This is a genomic window from Rhodococcus sp. Leaf247 (genome assembly GCF_001426185.1).
GTDB lineage: Bacteria > Actinomycetota > Actinomycetes > Mycobacteriales > Mycobacteriaceae > Rhodococcoides.
In genome coordinates this window covers 991,761-1,007,536 of sequence record NZ_LMRP01000002.1, presented here as the reverse complement: position 1 = coordinate 1,007,536, position 15,776 = coordinate 991,761, and the positions used below count along the sequence as shown (strand labels likewise).

Here is a 15,776-nt window from a genome sequence, read left to right as displayed (position 1 = left end):
TATCCTGGCGATCGGCCGTGGCGCGCGCCCGGTTGGCAGTACATTGAACGGGTATTCGCGCTGGTTTTCGACTGTGTACTCGGGGTCACGAGAGAGGGAACATGAACTCGGTGTCCTCGCCGTCCAGATCCATCGCGCCCTCCGCATTTCTCGCGCTGGGGTCCACGGCCATCGCGATCTATGCATTCCTCCCCGTCGGGATCCTCGCCAGCGCGATGTACTGCGCCATCGCGGTCGCTGTCGTCGCGGCCGTTCCCGTGGGGATCCTGTCGGGTCGCAAGGTCAGCGCGCACTCGTGGTGGCTCATGGTCGTCGCACTCGGCATGTGGGTCGCGGGAGACATCTACTTCGGCATCGCCGAGAACACCTCGGGCGTGACGACTCCGTCCCCCGCGGACATCGCCTACGTGGCCGGTTACCTCCTGATCGGGTTCGCTCTCGTGTCCGTGCGAAGCGAAGGCACACCGATGCTCGGATTCCCCGACATCCTCGAAGCGGCGATCATGACAGCGGGCGTCGGGTTGGCGTCGTGGGTTTTCGCGTCGGGAAACAAGGATCCGGACGCGTCGATCTGGCTCGGGATCTTCTACACCGAATTCGACGTGTTCCTGCTCGTACTGGTCGTGTTCGTGGTCCTGCACCGTCGCGCCGGCTCCCCCACGCACTGGTTGCTCGGCTCGGCGATGGCGCTGATGGTGATCGCGGACTACGCGTCGTACGTGCTCGAGGCGGACGGCATGATCACGACGCGGGTCCTCAACATCTGCTGGCTGGCGTCGTACCTGCTGTTCGGAGTCGCCGCGCTGCGGAAGGACGAACGTCCGCGGGTGAGCACGATCAGCAGAGCGCGAACGGGCATGACGCGCCTGGTAATTCTGACGACCGCGGTCGCGATGACGCCGATCGCGATGAGTGTGCAACTCGCTCGCGGTGTGCCCGTGACGCAGTGGGGACCCGTCCTGGTCGTCGCGGCGTCCGTCATCGTGGCCCTGGGTGCCCTCCGGATGTGGTCGTTCCTGGCTCTGCTCCAACGTCAGTCGGCCGCGCTGCGGCGTGCGGCGGACACCGACATGGTCACCGGGCTGGCCAACCGTGCACTTCTGGGCCGCCGACTCGGGGAAATCCTCGGGCCCACCGGTCGTGACGGCGTGGCCCTGGTGTTGATCGACCTCAACCGGTTCTCCGACATCAACCAGACCTTCGGCTACACCGTCGGTGACCAGGTTCTCGCCGAGATCGGACACCGTCTGACGTCGGTCGTCGGACCGCACGCACTGGTCGCACGACTCGGCGGCGACGAGTTCGCGGTCGTCCTCCCCGGCCCCTCCGACCGACACGACGCCGTGGCGACTGCGATGGCCGCGCAGCGCGCGGTGGGTGCACCCATGACTGTCCGCGACATCAAGCTCACCCTCGAGTGCTCCGTGGGAGTGGCGCTGTCCGCCGATCGGCCCAGCGTGGGGTCGGAGGAGCTGGTGCAGCGCGCGTACGCCGCCGTCGTGGCGGCCAAGACGCGGCAACCGAGACTCGCTGTGTGGGACCGCACGATGGACGTCGACCGGGTGGACCAGCTCCGGCGCATGGGCGAACTCGAGGACGCCATCGCGACGGGCGAACTCGAAGTCTGGTTCCAGCCCCGTCTGGACCTGCGGACCGGACGGGTGTCGGGTCTGGAAGCTCTTCTGCGGTGGCGTCATCCGACGGAAGGCTTGCTCCTACCCGCCGCCTTCCTGGCCAGCGCGGAGCAGACCGGCATGCTTCCGGCGGTGACCGCGTTCGTGTTGGACACCTCCATGGCGGCATGCCGCCAGTGGCGGTTGGCGGGCCTGGACGTCGACGTCGCGATCAATCTCTCCGTGCGTGACCTGGTGGACGCGTCGTTGGCGAACCAGGTGCAGACCTCGCTCGACCGACACCTCCTGCCGGGTTCGGCGGTGGTGTTCGAGGTGACGGAGACCTCGGCGATGATGGATCCGGAGCGCTCCATCGACACCCTGGAAGCTCTTCGCTCACTGGGGGTTTCGATCTCGATCGACGACTTCGGCACCGGCTACAGTTCCCTCGCCTATCTCGCGTCTCTTCCGGTCCAGCAACTGAAGATGGACCGGTCGTTCGTCACCTCGATCTTCACCGACTCGGCGAATCTGGCCATCGTCCGGTCCACCATCGACCTCGCGCACAGTATGGGACTGCACATCGTGGCGGAGGGTGTGGAGGACGCGCGCACTCTCGGCGTCCTGCACGGGCTGGGGTGCGACGCGGTGCAGGGTTTCCACATCGCCCGTCCCGTCCGAGCCGACCAAGTCCTGGCCACCGTGCGTTCCGTGAACATCTCGACCAGCGCGGCCATCAGCGGAGTGTGACCCGTGCCGCACCGCCGTGGGGACCCTTTGTAACGTGGGGGCGTCGACCCGACGAAAGGACCGCTCGTGCGCGCAGTTCAGGTAAGCACTCTTCAGGGCCCCGAAGCCCTGACCGTGGTGGACATCGACGAACCGACAGGTGACGGCGTCGTGATCGATGTGCGCGCCGCCGGTGTCGCCTTCCCCGACGCGCTGCTCAGTCGCGGTCTCTACCAGTACAAGCCGGAACTGCCGTTCGTGCCGGGCAGCGAGGTGGCGGGAACAGTGCGGTCGGCGCCCGAGGGATCGGGTTTCACTGCCGGAGATCGCGTCGCGGCCCTCACCGGATTCGGCGGCGGTATGGCCGAGGTAGCCGTGGTGACGCCCGATCTGGTCTTCGCGCTTCCCGACGCGGTGTCTTTCGAGGCAGGTGCCGGCCTGCTGTTCAACGATCTGACGGTGCACTTCGCGTTGCGTCAGCGCGGTCGTCTTGCACAGGGCGAGACGGTTCTGGTCCACGGCGCCGGTGGCGGCATCGGTACCTCCACGCTGCGGCTGGCTCCCGCCCTGGGTGCGTCCCGCGTCATCGCGGTGGTCAGCAGCGAGGGCAAGGCCGAGATCGCCCGCGCTGCCGGAGCATCGGACGTCGTGATGCTCGACGGGTGGAAGGACACGGTCAAGGAGTTGACCGGCGGCCGCGGCGTCGACATCGTCATCGACCCGGTGGGCGGTGACAGGTTCACCGACAGCATCCGCTCTCTCGCACCGGGCGGCCGATTGGTGGTCATCGGCTTCACCGGCGGCGACATTCCCACGGTCAAGGTCAACCGCCTCCTGCTGAGCAACGTGGAGGTCGTCGGCGCCGGCTGGGGCGCGTGGTGGATGAGCCGACCGGGGTACACCGCGACCCAGTGGGCCGAGCTCGAACCCCTTTTCGCCTCGGGTGAGCTGTCGGCTCCGGAACCGGTGGTCTATTCGCTCGAGGATGCGGGCGACGCCATCGCGTCTCTCGAGAACCGCACGGCCACCGGCAAAGTCGTGGTGTCGCTCGCGTGAGCGACGCGTACGAGGCCGGCCTGGCGGTTCGTCGCGAGGTCATGGGCGAGTCGTTCGTCTCCGCGGCTCTCGAGGGCAGTGCGGGCACCGATTCGGAGGCGTTGCAGACGCACGTCACGGAGCACGTGTGGGATGCGGTGTGGAACCGGCCGGGCCTGGACCGGCGCAGCAGGAGCCTGCTGAACATCGGCATGCTGATCGCGCTGCGCGCCGAACAGGAACTGGGCGGACACATCCGCGGGGCGTTGACCAACGGCCTCACGCGCGAGGAGATCGTCGAATCGGTGGTGCACGCGAGCGGCTACTGCGGTGCTCCCGCCGCGCTGGCGGCCATGCGTGTGGTGCAGCGAGTGTTGGACGAGGAGCTCGGCCCGCTCGAGTAGGCTCGTTCCATGCGCATAGGTGCCCACGTACGTGACTCGGAGAACCCGCTCGGCGAGGCCGGAGAGCTCGACGTCGATCTGGTCCAGCTGTTCGTGACCGACCCGCAGAAGTGGAACAAGCCGGTCGTCGGCGAGGGCCTCGAGGCCATCCATGCGAGCGACGTCGATGTCGTCGTGCACTCCTCGTACGTTATCAACGTCGCCAGCCTGAACAACCGCATCCGCATCCCGTCGCGCAAGGCGGTCGCGCAGCAGGCCGACGTGGCGGCGGAGATCGGCGCGCTCGGCATGGTCGTCCACGGAGGGCATGTTCGCGACGGCGAAGACCCGGCGGAGGGTATTGCCAACTGGCGCAAGCTCTTTGAGCGTCAGGCGGAGTCGGGCGGATTCGCGGTGCCGATCTGGATCGAGAACACCGCCGGAGGCGACTTCGCGATGGCGAGGCACTTCGACGGCATCGCCCGTCTGTGGGACGCAGTCGGTGAGTTCGGTGCAGGTTTCTGCCTGGACACGTGCCATGCCTGGGCCGGCGGTGAGGACCTGGTCGACGCTGTCGAGCGGATCAAGGCCATCACCGGACAAATCGACCTGGTCCATCTGAACAATTCGCGCGACGAGTTCGACTCCGCGCGAGACCGGCACGCGAACCTCGAGAGCGGCGAGATCGATCCACAGCTTCTCGCGGCAGTGGCGTCCGCGGCAGGCGCCCCGATCATGCTCGAGACGCCCGCCGACGGAATGAAAGCCGACGTGGCGTTCCTACGCGCTCTCTGACTCCGACTCGGTCTCGGACCGGACGCTCGCCAGCGCGAGCAGTGCGATGGTGGCGCCACCGGTCATCGCGATAGCCATCGCAGGACCGTCGTTACCCAGGACGCCGACCAGCGGCGCGATGAGCGCACCGATACCGAACTGTGCGGCGCCGAGAAGTGCGGCGGCGGTTCCGGCTGCCTCGCCGTGGCGTGAGAGTGCCAGTGCCGGTGAGTTGGGCATGACGAATCCGGCGGACGCGAGGACGAACAGCACGGGAACCATGAAGCCGACAATCCCGCCGAAGCCGGTGGTCGTCGTGGCGATGAGCGACGCCCCGGACAGAGCCATCGCGACGAGGGCGACCGTAACGATGCGCTGCGGGCTGAACCGCTGCAGAGCAAGCACATTGAGCTGCGACGCGCTGATCAATGCCACGGCGCCGATGCCGAACACGAGAGCGAACTGCTGCTCGCCCAGTCCGTAGCCGTCCTGCAGGACGAACGAGCTGCCGGAGATGTAGGCGAACAGTGCCGACATGCCCAAACCGGCCACCAGGACGAGGACGACGAACCGTCGATCACGGAGCAGCGAGCCGTACGTCCGCAGGACAGGGACGAACTCCGGCGGCCGGCGGCGTTCCTGCGGCAGGGTCTCCTTCAGCAGGAAGATGGCGACGAGCATCAGTGCCACACCGGCGACGGCAAGGCCCGCGAACACGCCGCGCCACGACCCGTGGATCAGAACCAGGCTGCCCAGGCTGGGGGCGACGATCGGTGCGACACCCATGACGAGGACGAGCCGCGACATCACGGTCGCGGCGGCTCTGCCGTCGAAGAGGTCACGCACGATGGCGATGGCGATGACCATCGCCGCCGCGGCGCCGAAGCCCTGCAGCGCGCGCATGAACCCGAGGACCGCGACGTTCGGCGCGATCATGCACAGCAGAGACGCCGCGATGTGCACGACGGTGCCGGCGATCAACGGCCGTCGACGGCCCAGCGAATCGGAGAGCGGTCCGATGACCAACTGACCGACGGCGAGACCGATGAGTGTTCCCGTCAGCGTGAACTGGACGGCGGCATCCGTCGAGCCGAGGTCGGTCGTGATCGCCGGAAGCGCCGGTAGGTAGACGTCGATAGTCAGCGGTCCGAGTGCGACGAGCGCACCGAGAACGAGAATCGTGCGCAGAGTGGAGGGGCCTGGCACGGTGGCGGTGTGCGCCGCCGTGCCGGTGTCGGTCGTGAGGGTGGGGTTCGTCGTCACCCGGAGTGCAGCACCGCCGAGCGCCGATGTGTTCCCGCCGCGTGTGACGGCTGGGTGAACAACTACCCGTGAGTCAGAGACGGGACTGTCGGGCGCGGCACATCGCCGCGGGCCAGCGCTGCCGAGAGCGAGTCCGCCCACCCCATCAGACCTGCGACATCGATGTCGTGGGGCGCATCCGGGTAGGTGCCGATGCGGTCCCTGCCTTGCGTCAGCAACGACGCGGCGCCGACGACGTTCCCACGCATCAGGTGGGTGAGACCCACCGCGAGTTGGGCGAGGCCCTGCCACAACTCGCGCTCGTGGGGCTCGGAGATCTTCCACGTGCCCTCGAGTATCTCGTGGGCGTGGAACGGCTTGCCCTCGTCGAGCAGCTGCTGCGCACGGAGAAGGGACTGCGCGGGTGGCAGCTGCACATCGTCGGGAATTCGCTCGACGCCCTCGGAGCCACGCGGCAGAGGACGACCCAGCCCGTCACGAGGACGCGCGTTCTGAGCCCGTCCCTGTGGATTGCGTTCGCGTTCCTCCGCGCGTCCCATCCCGCCGACGCTACGCGCCGACCTTGTCCGACAGCGCGGTCAGACGGTCGAGCTCGTCCGCCGTCAACGACAGAGCGGGAGCATCGGTCAGCGATCCGAGCTGGTCGATGCGGCTGGCACTCGCGATGGGCGCCACGATGCCGTTACGGGACAGCAGCCAGGCGAGAGCGACCGTCGGAACGGCTGTGTCGTGCGCCGCGGCGATGTCGGCGAGGGCACCGACCACGTCGAGCCCCTCGTCGGTGAAGTAGCCGGAGGTGATGCTCGAACGCGGAGTTCCCTCGATGTCCTCACGTGTGCGGTACTTGCCGGTCAGGAATCCCGAGGCCAGTGCGAAGTACGGGAACACGCCCAGCTGGTTCTGCTCAGCGAGGTCCATCAGATCGGGCTCGTAGCTGCGACGGTGCACCAGGTTGTAGTGCGGCTGCAGCGCCACCGGCACGTCGAATCCTTCGCGTCGGGCGATGTCGATCCACTGCTGTGCGCGCTCGGCCGTGTAGTTCGAGATGCCGACGTAGCGCACCTTTCCGGCCTTCACCAACGCGTCGAACGCGGCAACCGTCTCCTCCAGCGGAGTGTTCTCGTCGTCGAAGTGCGCGTAGTAGAGGTCGATGCGGTCGGTCTGCAGACGCTGCAACGACGCGTCGGCTGCGGCAGCGACCGTGCTCGCCGCAAGACCCTTGAACTGCGGGTGCTGGCTCACCTTGGTGGCCAGGACGACATCGTCGCGCCGACCCGTCGAGGTGAACCAGTTCCCGATCACCGTCTCCGACTCGCCGCCCGAGTTGCCGGGAGCGAAGGCCGAATACGAGTCCGCGGTGTCGATCAGCGAACCACCGGCTCCGAGGAAGGCCTCGATGATCTCGTGTGATGCCGCTTCGTCGCTGGTCCACCCGAAGGTGTTGGCGCCCAGCGCGAGGGGGAAGACGTCCAGGTCAGAGGTTCCGATACGCGTCATGTTCTGTGCAACGCGGTCCACGCGACGCTATTCCTGTCACCGCGCCGGGCTGCTGACCCCGATGCCGCCGAGGGTGTCGGCGCCGTAGCGGGCGAGCTCGGCGTCGATGTCGAGCGCGGCGAGCGTGCTGCGACGGTCGATGACCTCGGCGTCGATGCGATCCGCGGGGACGAGCCACGCGATCTCGAATTCGATGCCGTCGGGGTCCTGTCCGTACAGGCTCTTCGACGTGGAGTGATCGGTCGCACCGACCAGTGCCCCCGCTGCGGCCAGTGCGTCGCGGATTCCGACCAGGTCGTTCAGCGTCTGCACCTCCCACGCGAGGTGGTAGAGGCCGACGGTGGACCGTCCGGCCGAGGGTGCACCCGCGGCATCGCCGATGGAGAACAGGCCCAGATCGTGGTCGTTCGCACTGTCGGGTGCCTGCAGGAAGATCGCCCTGTCGCCCATCCGGTTCACGACGCGGAAGCCGAGGACGTCGGCGTAGAACTGGGCGCTCCGCCCGGCATCGCGGACGTAGAGAACGGCGTGGTTGAGGCGAGTGATGGCCATCGGGTGTCCTTCGGGTCGAGGTTGACTTGAAGCTTCAACTCAGACCGTACTCCGGTTGTTCCCGTAGCCGTGTGTACACCGCCCGTGTGAGCCGAACACCCGCTCCTGCGTGCGGGTAAGGGTGTGCGCTCACCAGCACCTGTGTGCACACACCGTCCAGCAACCGTCGGGACTCAATGCAGCCGGTGATCGGTCACCTGTGTCCTGGGGCCGAACTTCGGCCGCACGGCCGTGCCGCTCACCTCGAGCAGCCGCACTGCTCGATACCGGTGCGGACGAAGCGGCGCCAGGTACTCGACCATGGCGTCGTCGTCCATGGGAGCGCCGGTGAGTGTCCACCCGATCACCGAGGCCAGGTGATAGTCGCCGACGGACAGAGCATCGGTGTCTCCGAGCGCCCGTTGCATCACCTCGGCCGCAGTCCAGGCTCCGATACCGGGTACGACTCGCAGCCGCCGCTCGGCGTCCTCGCGTCCCATCGTCGTGATCTGTTCGAGTTTGTCGGCCAACTGCGCGCTCCGCACGATGGTCTTGGAACGTTTCGGGTCGACGTTGGCGCGGTGGAATTCCCACGACGGGATGCGTCGCCACACCTCGGAGGGCGGCGGCACCCGCATGCCGCGTGGCGCGGGACCCGGCGCCGGCTCACCGAACGTGGACAAGAGATATCGCCACGACGCGAAGGCGGCGATACCGTGCACCTTCTGCTCCAGGATGGCCGGTACGAGCGCTTCCATGACCCGGCCGGTCCTACCGATGCGCAGGTGCGGGAACCGTCGGTGAGCCTCGGCGAGCAGGCGATGCTCGGGTTCGAATCCGGAGGCGTCGTCCTCCAGTCCGACCAGGCCCGGGAGTGAGTCCAGGAACTCGGCGGCCCCCGGCCCCCACGCCTCGCACGTCACCTCGGTGCGGCCGGCCTGTCGGATGCGGTACGTGACAGGTCCCGTCGGGAACCGCGCTGTCCGCCAGATCGACCCGTCGGTATCCACGCGGTGGGACGGATCGCCGGCGCCACGTCGGTGCGGCGACAGCGAATACCGCACGCTGAGCGGGTGCTCCGAGGTCAGGACGATGTCCACCGCGACCCGACTACTGGACGCGGACGAGGGTGCGACCGGTGTTGTCACCGGCGCGCAAGGCATCCAGAACTGCCTCGACGTCGTCGAGAGCGACCTCCGTGGTGACGTCCGCGAGACGGCTCGGGCGGAACTCGTCGGCCAACTCGCTCCACAACGTGCGTCGAGCGGCGATGGGCAACTGCACCGAGTCGATGCCGAGCAGCGCCACTCCGCGGAGGATGAACGGGAGCACCGTCGTCGACAATCCCGGACCGCCGGTGAGTCCACTGGCCGCGACGGCCCCGCCGTACTTCACCGTGCTCAGCACGTGCGCGAGGGTCTTGCCTCCGACACAATCCACCGCGGCCGCCCACTGCGCCTTGCCCAGCGGGCGCGGCTTCGCGTCGGGATCCTCCGGCAACCGGCCGATGATCGAGGACGCGCCGAGCGTCGTCAGCAGGTCGTGAGCGGACTCCTTGCCCGTGGATGCGACGACCTCGAAGCCGCGGTGCGACAACAGGTCGACGCTGACCGATCCGACGCCGCCGCTCGCGCCGGTTACCAGCACCGGACCGTCCTCGGGAGTCAGTCCGCGTGCCAGCAGCGCCTGCACGCTCATGGCGGCGGTGAATCCGGCGGTGCCGATGGTGGCCGCGTCCGCTGTGGAGAGTGCGTCGGCGAGCGGGACGACCCAGTCCGCGGGAACGCGGGCGTACTCGGCGTATCCACCGTGGCGGCCGGTGCCGATCTCGTAGCCGTGCGCCACGACGCGATCTCCGACTGCGATGGAGTCGTCGCTCGAGGAGACGACGACGCCGGCGAGGTCGATACCGGGAACGATCGGATATCCGCGCACCACACCGCCCTTCGGCGTGACGGCCAGGGCGTCCTTGTAGTTCGCGCCGGAGTACTCGACACGGATCGTCACCTCACCCTCCGGGAGGAACGACTGGTCGACGGTCTCGAAGCCCACGTCGATCCGGTCCCCCGACTCGCGGGCGACCAGCGCGCGGAAAGTGTCGCTGGTGGAAAGGCTTCCGGGCTGGGTGCTCACGGTGGGAACTCCTCGATCGACGGGTGGCGGCCGACATCGAGACTATGCCTGCCGAGCCGCCGCGTCGTACGGCGCGGGACCACAGGATTGTCGGTGGCCGCCCGTACTCTCTCGAGGGTGATCATCGTGAGTACCGACGGTTCGTGCCTGAAGAACCCCGGCGGAGCCATCGGCTGGGCCTGGGTCGACCACACCGGCCCCAGTGCCTCCGGTGGTGAAGCGTCGGGCACCAATCAGATCGCCGAACTGCGCGCGTTGTTCGAGGCAGTCCAGGCGCATCCCGGGCCGGAGCCGATGCTCATCGAGTCCGACAGTCAGTACGCCATCAAGTGCGCGTCCGAGTGGCTCGTGGGATGGAAGCGGAAGGGGTGGCGTACGTCGACGGGCGCCCCCGTCCGCAACCTCGAGCTGGTCCGCGCGATCGATCGGGCGATCACCGAACGTGAGGGACCCGTGCGATTCCGCTGGGTCCGCGGCCACGTCGGAAATCAGTTCAACGAGATGGCGGACGAACTGGCGGGAATCGCGGCACGCGAGATCCGCGACGGAGTCCTGACGCCGTCCGAGCCGGTCGGCGCGCAGGAGCCCGTCACGTTGTTCTAGTCCTGGCGCGAGGTCTGCTTGTCGTCCTTGTTGCCGGCGGTCACGTCGCGCGGACTCGGCGTGGGTAGATCCTTGCCCTCGTCCACGGCGGCCTCACTGCGATCGAGGGTCGGCGCCGGCTCGGCCTCGGCATGGTTGTCGAACTCGCGGATAGCTTCGTCCCGCTCACCCGAGCTCTGAGCGGTATCGGCTCCCGTTCCCTTCGATTCCTCACGAGGATCGATGGACGCGGTGTCGACGGGGGTGTCTGCAGAATCGCTCATACGTCGGGAATGCCCGGTCGAACCGACGGTCAACCCTGCGCGGTCACGGCGTCGGGAACGGAGTGATGGTCACCGAGAACTGCTCCTCGAGGTTGCCGGTGAAATCGCGCGCGCATTGCTCCTGTCGGGCCTGGTCCCCGCCTGCGTCGGCCACGCACGATGTCAGGTCCTGACCTCCCACAGCGTTGAACACCCAGATACTCAACGCGATGAAGACTGCTCCGCCGATGATTCCCAGGATGCCGAGGACTATGCCGGTGGTCGCAACTCCGCCGTTCGTGGCCTCGCGGCGCTTGACCCGGCCACGTCCGATGACGCCGAGGATCACAGCGATGATGCCGAGCAGGATGCCGAAGCCGAACGTCCAGAACGCGAGAATGGACAGGATGCCGAAGATCAGCGCCGCGATGCCGAGACCGTTCTTCGGAGCGACCGGCGGTCCGCCGTACGCAGGCTGGCCGTACTGCGGATCCTGGCCGTACTGGGGGTACTGAGGCTGCTGTCCGTACTGATTGCCGGGATAGTTCTGATCATCCGGGCCGGGTTGTCCCGGGTACGCGGGGCCGCTCATGGTGCCTCCTGACGTGCAACGTGGCTGGTCGGCTGCACTGTAACCCCGCACGGACCGACCCGGCGCAGGTGTGACCGCACCGTTACCGACGACTCGGCGCGGGGTATCCGCTGTCGATGAGCACCGTGACCGTCAGCGATGGAACAGTCCTGCACTACCGAGAGCAGGGCGCCGGCCGTCCGCTCGTCCTGCTTCACGGCTGGGGATTCAGTGGGGAGTTCTTCTCCGGCAGCATGGATCGGTTGGCCGAGCACTCCCGGGTGATCGCGCTGGACATGCGGGCACACGGCGATTCCGAGGATCCAGGCCACGGTTACCGCGTATCACGTCTGGCGAAGGACCTCTTCGACGTTCTCGCGGCACTCGACCTGGCCGACGTGACGGTGCTGGGCTGGTCGCTGGGGTGCCCGGTCATCTGGTCGTACCAGGAACTCTTCGGCAACGAACGTCTCGCGCAGGCCATCTATGTCGCCCAGACTCCCCGTCAGTACCGCACCCCGGAATGGTCGCTGGCTCACACCAGCATCTTCGACGATGCATCCCTCGCTGCCGTCCAGGGCCGAGTTCTCTACGACCGCAGCGACTTCGATGCGGAGCAACTGGACGAGATCACGGCGACGGACCTCCCGGCCGACCGCGTCGAGATTCTTCACGCAGAAATGGCGAAGATGTCCGGCGCGGCCCGGAACGCGGTGATGGCCGATCACACCCACCACGATTGGCGGGACCTGTTGCCGACGCTCGATCTCCCGTCCCTCGTCATGGTGGGCAAGCACGACAAGGCGTTCCCGTGGGAAGCGGCTCGCTACGTCGGCGACACCGTTCCGGGAGCACGCACGGTCCTCTTCGAGGACAGCAGTCATGCGCTCTTCCTCGACGAACCGCAGAAGTTCGGGGACGAGGTCGTCGCGTTCCTGGCCGAACATCGGTGACGAACGCCCTGGTTTGCATCCCCCTGTTCGCGGACACCCGAGACGTATGAGTCAAGACCTGTACACCGCCACTGTCACTGCTACCGACGGATCGATCTCCTCGAGCGACGACGTGCTGTCCCTGGACGTCCACGAGCCGTCCGACCTGGGTGGGCCCGGCGGAGCGACCAACCCCGAGCAGCTGATGGCGGCCGCCCTGAGTTCCTGCCTTCTCGAATCGCTGCGCATCGCCGTCGGTACGGCTGGTGGATCGCTCGACGGGGCAGCCGTCGAGGGCCGTGTCACCCTTTCCAATGCCGACGGAGCGGGCTACGACGCCGCCTACCAGCTGGCCGTCACCCTTCCGGGCGTCGACAATCCGGGGGATGTGCTCGAGCAGGCGCGATCGATCTGCCCGTTCCTCAAGTCGGTCACCGGTGTGGATGTAGCCCTGAAGAGCTGATCAGGCGGTGACGAGCCGCAGAACGAGTGCCGCGACGGACACGACGGTGAGGAAGGCCGACGGCCCGATGTCCGCCGTGTCCTTCACTCGCAGATGTGCGACCACGGCGCCCACGAAGTAAAGAATGACCCCGATCGCCGCCGCGACGCCGATGGGCCAGACGAACAGTCCGACGACCAGGCCGACCGCGCCCGCGATCTCGAGATATGCCAAGACCGGCACCCTGTTCGCGGGCACACCCACGCTGTCCATGATGGGCATCACCGACGCGCTCTTGGTCAGCTTGCCGATCGCAGAGAAGGTCAGTGCGACGGCGAGGAAAATCGTGACGACATACAGAGCGATGGTCATTCGGGTGCCTTCCGGTCGGCTGGGTCGCCGGTGGAAGACTATGCCCTGACACATTCCTTTTCCCGCGGCCGTTCCGTCTTACCGTGGTTGCTGCAGTAGCAGCGGAAAGACGGAACTAGCGCGGGAATGACGCCAGGTGCGCCGGAGCAGGCAGTGCGCGGGCCGTCCATACCGTCCTGTACGCCTCCAGCGAACGTGCTCACCAGCGGGAACACGAGGGCACTTCGACAAGTTGAGCTGATCACGCGCAACCTTGGAGGACCCCATGAGCGAATCGACTCGCTTGCCCGTTCTGTTCCTGACCGACCCCGTCGTCCTGCCCGGCATGGTTGTGCCGGTCGAACTGGACGACGCTGCCCGCGCTGCGGTCGACGCTGCGCGGACCAGCGCCGACGGCACTCTGCTGATCGCCCCACGACTGGACGACCGCTACCCCGCCTACGGCGTCGTGGCGACGATCGTGCAGGTCGGCCGTCTCGCGACCGGTGAGCCGGCCGCGGTGCTCAAGGCCGAGAAGCGTGCACACATCGGCACCGGCGTCAGTGGCCCCGGCGCCGCTCTGTGGGTGGAGGCCGAGCCGGTGTCGGAACCGGAGCCGACGGAGGCCGTACGCACTCTCGCCGCGGAGTACAAGAAGCTCGTTCTGGCTATGTTGCAGCGCCGCGAGGCGTGGCAGGTGATCGACTCGGTGAACAAGCTTCTCGACCCGTCCGCGCTGGCCGACACCGCCGGCTACGCGTCATGGCTCACCGATGTCCAGAAGCGCCAGCTGCTCGAGACCCCGGACGTGGCAGCACGATTGACGGTGCTGACCGAGTGGACCACCGACCACCTCGCCGAGGTAGAGGTGACGGACAAGATCGCCGGCGACGTCCGCGACGGCATGGAGAAGACGCAGAAGGAATTCCTGCTGCGTCAGCAATTGGCCGCGATCCGCAAGGAACTCGGCGAGGGTGAACCCGACGGTGCCGACGACTACCGCGGCCGCGTCGAGTCCGCCGAGTTGCCGGACGCGGTGCGTGAGGCCGCGCTGCGGGAGGTCGGTCGGCTGGAGCGGTCCAGCGATCAGAGCCCCGAAAGTGGCTGGATCAGAACGTGGTTGGACACGGTGCTGGAGCTGCCGTGGACGGTGACCACCGTCGACACCACCGACATCGAGGCGGCCCGTGCCGTGCTCGACGCGGATCATCACGGCTTGGACGATGTGAAGGACCGCATCACCGAGTACCTCGCCGTGCGCTCGCGCCGTGCTGAACGAAGCATGGCAGTGGTGGGTGGACGTGGTTCCGGAGCCGTCATGGTGCTCGCCGGTCCTCCCGGTGTCGGTAAGACGTCCCTGGGTGAATCGGTCGCGAAAGCCCTGGGCCGCAAGTTCGTTCGCGTCGCGCTCGGCGGCGTCCGCGACGAGGCGGAGATCCGCGGGCACCGGCGCACGTACGTCGGTGCGCTGCCCGGTCGGATCGTGAGGGCTATCGCCGAAGCAGGATCGATGAACCCCGTGGTGCTGCTCGACGAGATCGACAAGATCGGATCGGACTTCCGCGGCGATCCTGCCGCGGCACTGCTCGAGGTGCTCGACCCCGCGCAGAACCACACGTACCGAGACCACTACCTCGACCTGGATCTGGACCTGTCGGACGTGGTGTTCCTGGCCACGGCCAACGTCGTCGACCAGATTCCGACGGCACTGCTCGACCGCATGGAGCTGGTGACCATCGACGGCTACACCGAGGACGACAAGGTGGTCATCGCGCGGAACTACCTGCTGCCGCGCCAGCTCGAACGTGCGGCGATGACGGACTCCGACGTGGCCGTCACCGACGCGGCGCTGCGGAAGATCGCTGCCGACTACACGCGCGAGCCGGGTATGCGTCAGTTCGAACGACTGCTGGCGAAGGTGCTGCGCAAGGTCGCCATCGAACTTGCTACCGGTGAGCGGATGCTGACGGTGGACGAACCGGATCTCCGCACCTACCTGGGTCGACCCCGATTCACGCCCGAGGTGCACGAACGCACCGAGGTTCCCGGCGTGGCGACGGGTCTCGCCGTGACCGGTCTCGGCGGGGACGTGCTGTTCATCGAGGCCAGCTCGACGGGCGACAAGGCCGGGCTCACGTTGACCGGCCAGCTGGGCGACGTGATGAAGGAGTCGGCGCAGATCGCGCTGTCCTACGTCCGGTCGCACGCGGAGCAGCTGGGTGTCGACCCGGCAGCGCTGGACAAGGCCATCCACATCCACGTTCCTGCGGGTGCGGTGCCGAAGGACGGCCCCTCGGCCGGCGTGACCATGGTGACCGCGCTGGTGTCCATGGCGACCGGACGGCCCGTGCGGTCCGACGTGGGCATGACCGGGGAGGTGTCGCTGAACGGCCGAGTCATGCCGATCGGCGGACTGAAGCAGAAGTTGCTGGCCGCCCAACGTGCCGGACTGACGACGGTCTTCGTCCCCTCCCGCAACGAGCCGGACCTGGACGACGTGTCGGCGGACGTGCTCGCCGCGGTCGAGGTGCGCCCGATGTCGGACGTCGCCGATATCGTCGCCCTGGCGCTCGAACCCCGTGCGGAGGACGCGGTCGCCGCAGCATGACGGCGGAATGACGGGGAGCTCGCCGAGGTTGTCACGGACAGTTGCCCCACAGGCAGACGACCTCGCGAT

At 67.5% G+C, this 15,776-nt stretch carries 17 protein-coding genes; 8 read left to right on the top strand and 9 right to left on the bottom strand.

The window, feature by feature from the left end:
- Positions 1 to 101 precede the first annotated feature (101 nt).
- From ASG64_RS14080 to ASG64_RS14065, 4 genes are all read left to right on the top strand, one after another.
- On the top strand, positions 102 to 2,363 hold the full coding sequence (locus tag ASG64_RS14080; RefSeq protein ID WP_056074109.1) for a putative bifunctional diguanylate cyclase/phosphodiesterase: 2,262 nt from the start codon (positions 102 to 104) through the stop codon (positions 2,361 to 2,363).
- 66 nt (positions 2,364 to 2,429) lie between these two features.
- Positions 2,430 to 3,398: an NADPH:quinone oxidoreductase family protein gene (locus ASG64_RS14075; protein ID WP_056074108.1), complete on the top strand. Its 969-nt coding sequence runs from the start codon at positions 2,430 to 2,432 to the stop codon at positions 3,396 to 3,398.
- 41 nt (positions 3,399 to 3,439) lie between these two features.
- On the top strand, positions 3,440 to 3,781 hold the full coding sequence (locus ASG64_RS14070) for a carboxymuconolactone decarboxylase family protein (RefSeq protein ID WP_082518481.1): 342 nt from the start codon (positions 3,440 to 3,442) through the stop codon (positions 3,779 to 3,781).
- A 9-nt stretch (positions 3,782 to 3,790) separates the two neighbouring features.
- On the top strand, positions 3,791 to 4,555 hold the full coding sequence (locus ASG64_RS14065) for a deoxyribonuclease IV (RefSeq protein ID WP_056074106.1): 765 nt from the start codon (positions 3,791 to 3,793) through the stop codon (positions 4,553 to 4,555).
- On the opposite strand, the gene ASG64_RS14060 is transcribed toward ASG64_RS14065, so the two are convergent.
- From ASG64_RS14060 to ASG64_RS14035, 6 genes are all read right to left on the bottom strand, one after another.
- Positions 4,541 to 5,797, bottom strand: coding sequence for a multidrug effflux MFS transporter (locus ASG64_RS14060; protein WP_056074105.1), 1,257 nt, complete (start codon positions 5,795 to 5,797; stop codon positions 4,541 to 4,543). The genes ASG64_RS14065 and ASG64_RS14060 overlap by 15 nt on opposite strands.
- A gap of 62 nt (positions 5,798 to 5,859) precedes the next feature.
- On the bottom strand, positions 5,860 to 6,336 hold the full coding sequence (locus tag ASG64_RS14055) for a DUF309 domain-containing protein (RefSeq protein WP_056074104.1): 477 nt from the start codon (positions 6,334 to 6,336) through the stop codon (positions 5,860 to 5,862).
- Between the two features lie 10 nt (positions 6,337 to 6,346).
- Positions 6,347 to 7,294, bottom strand: a complete 948-nt coding sequence (locus ASG64_RS14050; protein WP_056074395.1) for an aldo/keto reductase — start codon at positions 7,292 to 7,294, stop codon at positions 6,347 to 6,349.
- A 36-nt stretch (positions 7,295 to 7,330) separates the two neighbouring features.
- On the bottom strand, positions 7,331 to 7,846 hold the full coding sequence (locus tag ASG64_RS14045; RefSeq protein WP_042576270.1) for a VOC family protein: 516 nt from the start codon (positions 7,844 to 7,846) through the stop codon (positions 7,331 to 7,333).
- A gap of 173 nt (positions 7,847 to 8,019) precedes the next feature.
- Positions 8,020 to 8,988, bottom strand: coding sequence for a DNA-3-methyladenine glycosylase family protein (locus ASG64_RS14040; RefSeq protein WP_056074393.1), 969 nt, complete (start codon positions 8,986 to 8,988; stop codon positions 8,020 to 8,022).
- Positions 8,936 to 9,958, bottom strand: coding sequence for an oxidoreductase (locus ASG64_RS14035; protein ID WP_056074103.1), 1,023 nt, complete (start codon positions 9,956 to 9,958; stop codon positions 8,936 to 8,938). Before ASG64_RS14035 ends, ASG64_RS14040 begins: the two co-directional genes overlap by 53 nt.
- Before the next feature lie 117 nt (positions 9,959 to 10,075).
- Here ASG64_RS14035 and ASG64_RS14030 point away from each other — a divergent pair, with 117 nt between their 5' ends.
- The gene (locus ASG64_RS14030) at positions 10,076 to 10,561 is read left to right on the top strand and encodes a ribonuclease H family protein (protein WP_042576268.1); all 486 of its coding nucleotides are present in this window, start codon (positions 10,076 to 10,078) and stop codon (positions 10,559 to 10,561) included.
- Here ASG64_RS14030 and ASG64_RS14025 read toward each other — a convergent pair.
- Both ASG64_RS14025 and ASG64_RS14020 read right to left on the bottom strand, forming a co-directional pair.
- Positions 10,558 to 10,824: a hypothetical protein gene (locus tag ASG64_RS14025; protein WP_056074102.1), complete on the bottom strand. Its 267-nt coding sequence runs from the start codon at positions 10,822 to 10,824 to the stop codon at positions 10,558 to 10,560. The two genes, ASG64_RS14030 and ASG64_RS14025, sit on opposite strands and share 4 nt — an antisense overlap.
- 43 nt (positions 10,825 to 10,867) lie before the next feature.
- Complete coding sequence (locus ASG64_RS14020; RefSeq protein ID WP_056074101.1) at positions 10,868 to 11,395, bottom strand: DUF4190 domain-containing protein; 528 nt, start codon at positions 11,393 to 11,395, stop codon at positions 10,868 to 10,870.
- A gap of 116 nt (positions 11,396 to 11,511) precedes the next feature.
- On the opposite strand from ASG64_RS14020, the gene ASG64_RS14015 reads away from it, so the two are divergent.
- Entirely contained in the window at positions 11,512 to 12,327 is an 816-nt protein-coding gene (locus ASG64_RS14015) for an alpha/beta fold hydrolase (protein ID WP_056074100.1), read from the top strand.
- A 46-nt stretch (positions 12,328 to 12,373) separates the two neighbouring features.
- On the top strand, positions 12,374 to 12,769 hold the full coding sequence (locus ASG64_RS14010) for an OsmC family protein (RefSeq protein ID WP_042576264.1): 396 nt from the start codon (positions 12,374 to 12,376) through the stop codon (positions 12,767 to 12,769).
- On the opposite strand, the gene ASG64_RS14005 is transcribed toward ASG64_RS14010, so the two are convergent.
- A complete protein-coding gene (locus ASG64_RS14005; protein WP_082518437.1) occupies positions 12,770 to 13,120 on the bottom strand; it encodes a DoxX family protein in 351 nt (116 codons plus the stop codon).
- Between the two features lie 265 nt (positions 13,121 to 13,385).
- Here ASG64_RS14005 and lon point away from each other — a divergent pair, with 265 nt between their 5' ends.
- Positions 13,386 to 15,707 (top strand): endopeptidase La, encoded by a 2,322-nt coding sequence (lon, locus tag ASG64_RS14000; RefSeq protein ID WP_056074392.1) that lies wholly within the window; start codon positions 13,386 to 13,388, stop codon positions 15,705 to 15,707.
- Positions 15,708 to 15,776: the final 69 nt, after the last annotated feature.

Coding starts and splice junctions, on each gene's coding strand:
- ASG64_RS14080 (WP_056074109.1), top strand. CDS start 102: ATGAACTCGGTGTCCTCGCCGTCCAGATCCATCGCGCCCTCCGCATTT.
- ASG64_RS14070 (WP_082518481.1), top strand. CDS start 3,440: ATGGGCGAGTCGTTCGTCTCCGCGGCTCTCGAGGGCAGTGCGGGCACC.
- ASG64_RS14065 (WP_056074106.1), top strand. CDS start 3,791: ATGCGCATAGGTGCCCACGTACGTGACTCGGAGAACCCGCTCGGCGAG.
- ASG64_RS14055 (WP_056074104.1), bottom strand. CDS start 6,336: ATGGGACGCGCGGAGGAACGCGAACGCAATCCACAGGGACGGGCTCAG.
- ASG64_RS14050 (WP_056074395.1), bottom strand. CDS start 7,294: ATGACGCGTATCGGAACCTCTGACCTGGACGTCTTCCCCCTCGCGCTG.
- ASG64_RS14045 (WP_042576270.1), bottom strand. CDS start 7,846: ATGGCCATCACTCGCCTCAACCACGCCGTTCTCTACGTCCGCGATGCC.
- ASG64_RS14040 (WP_056074393.1), bottom strand. CDS start 8,988: ATGCCTTGCGCGCCGGTGACAACACCGGTCGCACCCTCGTCCGCGTCC.
- ASG64_RS14025 (WP_056074102.1), bottom strand. CDS start 10,824: ATGAGCGATTCTGCAGACACCCCCGTCGACACCGCGTCCATCGATCCT.
- ASG64_RS14020 (WP_056074101.1), bottom strand. CDS start 11,395: ATGAGCGGCCCCGCGTACCCGGGACAACCCGGCCCGGATGATCAGAAC.
- ASG64_RS14015 (WP_056074100.1), top strand. CDS start 11,512: ATGAGCACCGTGACCGTCAGCGATGGAACAGTCCTGCACTACCGAGAG.
- ASG64_RS14010 (WP_042576264.1), top strand. CDS start 12,374: ATGAGTCAAGACCTGTACACCGCCACTGTCACTGCTACCGACGGATCG.
- ASG64_RS14005 (WP_082518437.1), bottom strand. CDS start 13,120: ATGACCATCGCTCTGTATGTCGTCACGATTTTCCTCGCCGTCGCACTG.
- lon (WP_056074392.1), top strand. CDS start 13,386: ATGAGCGAATCGACTCGCTTGCCCGTTCTGTTCCTGACCGACCCCGTC.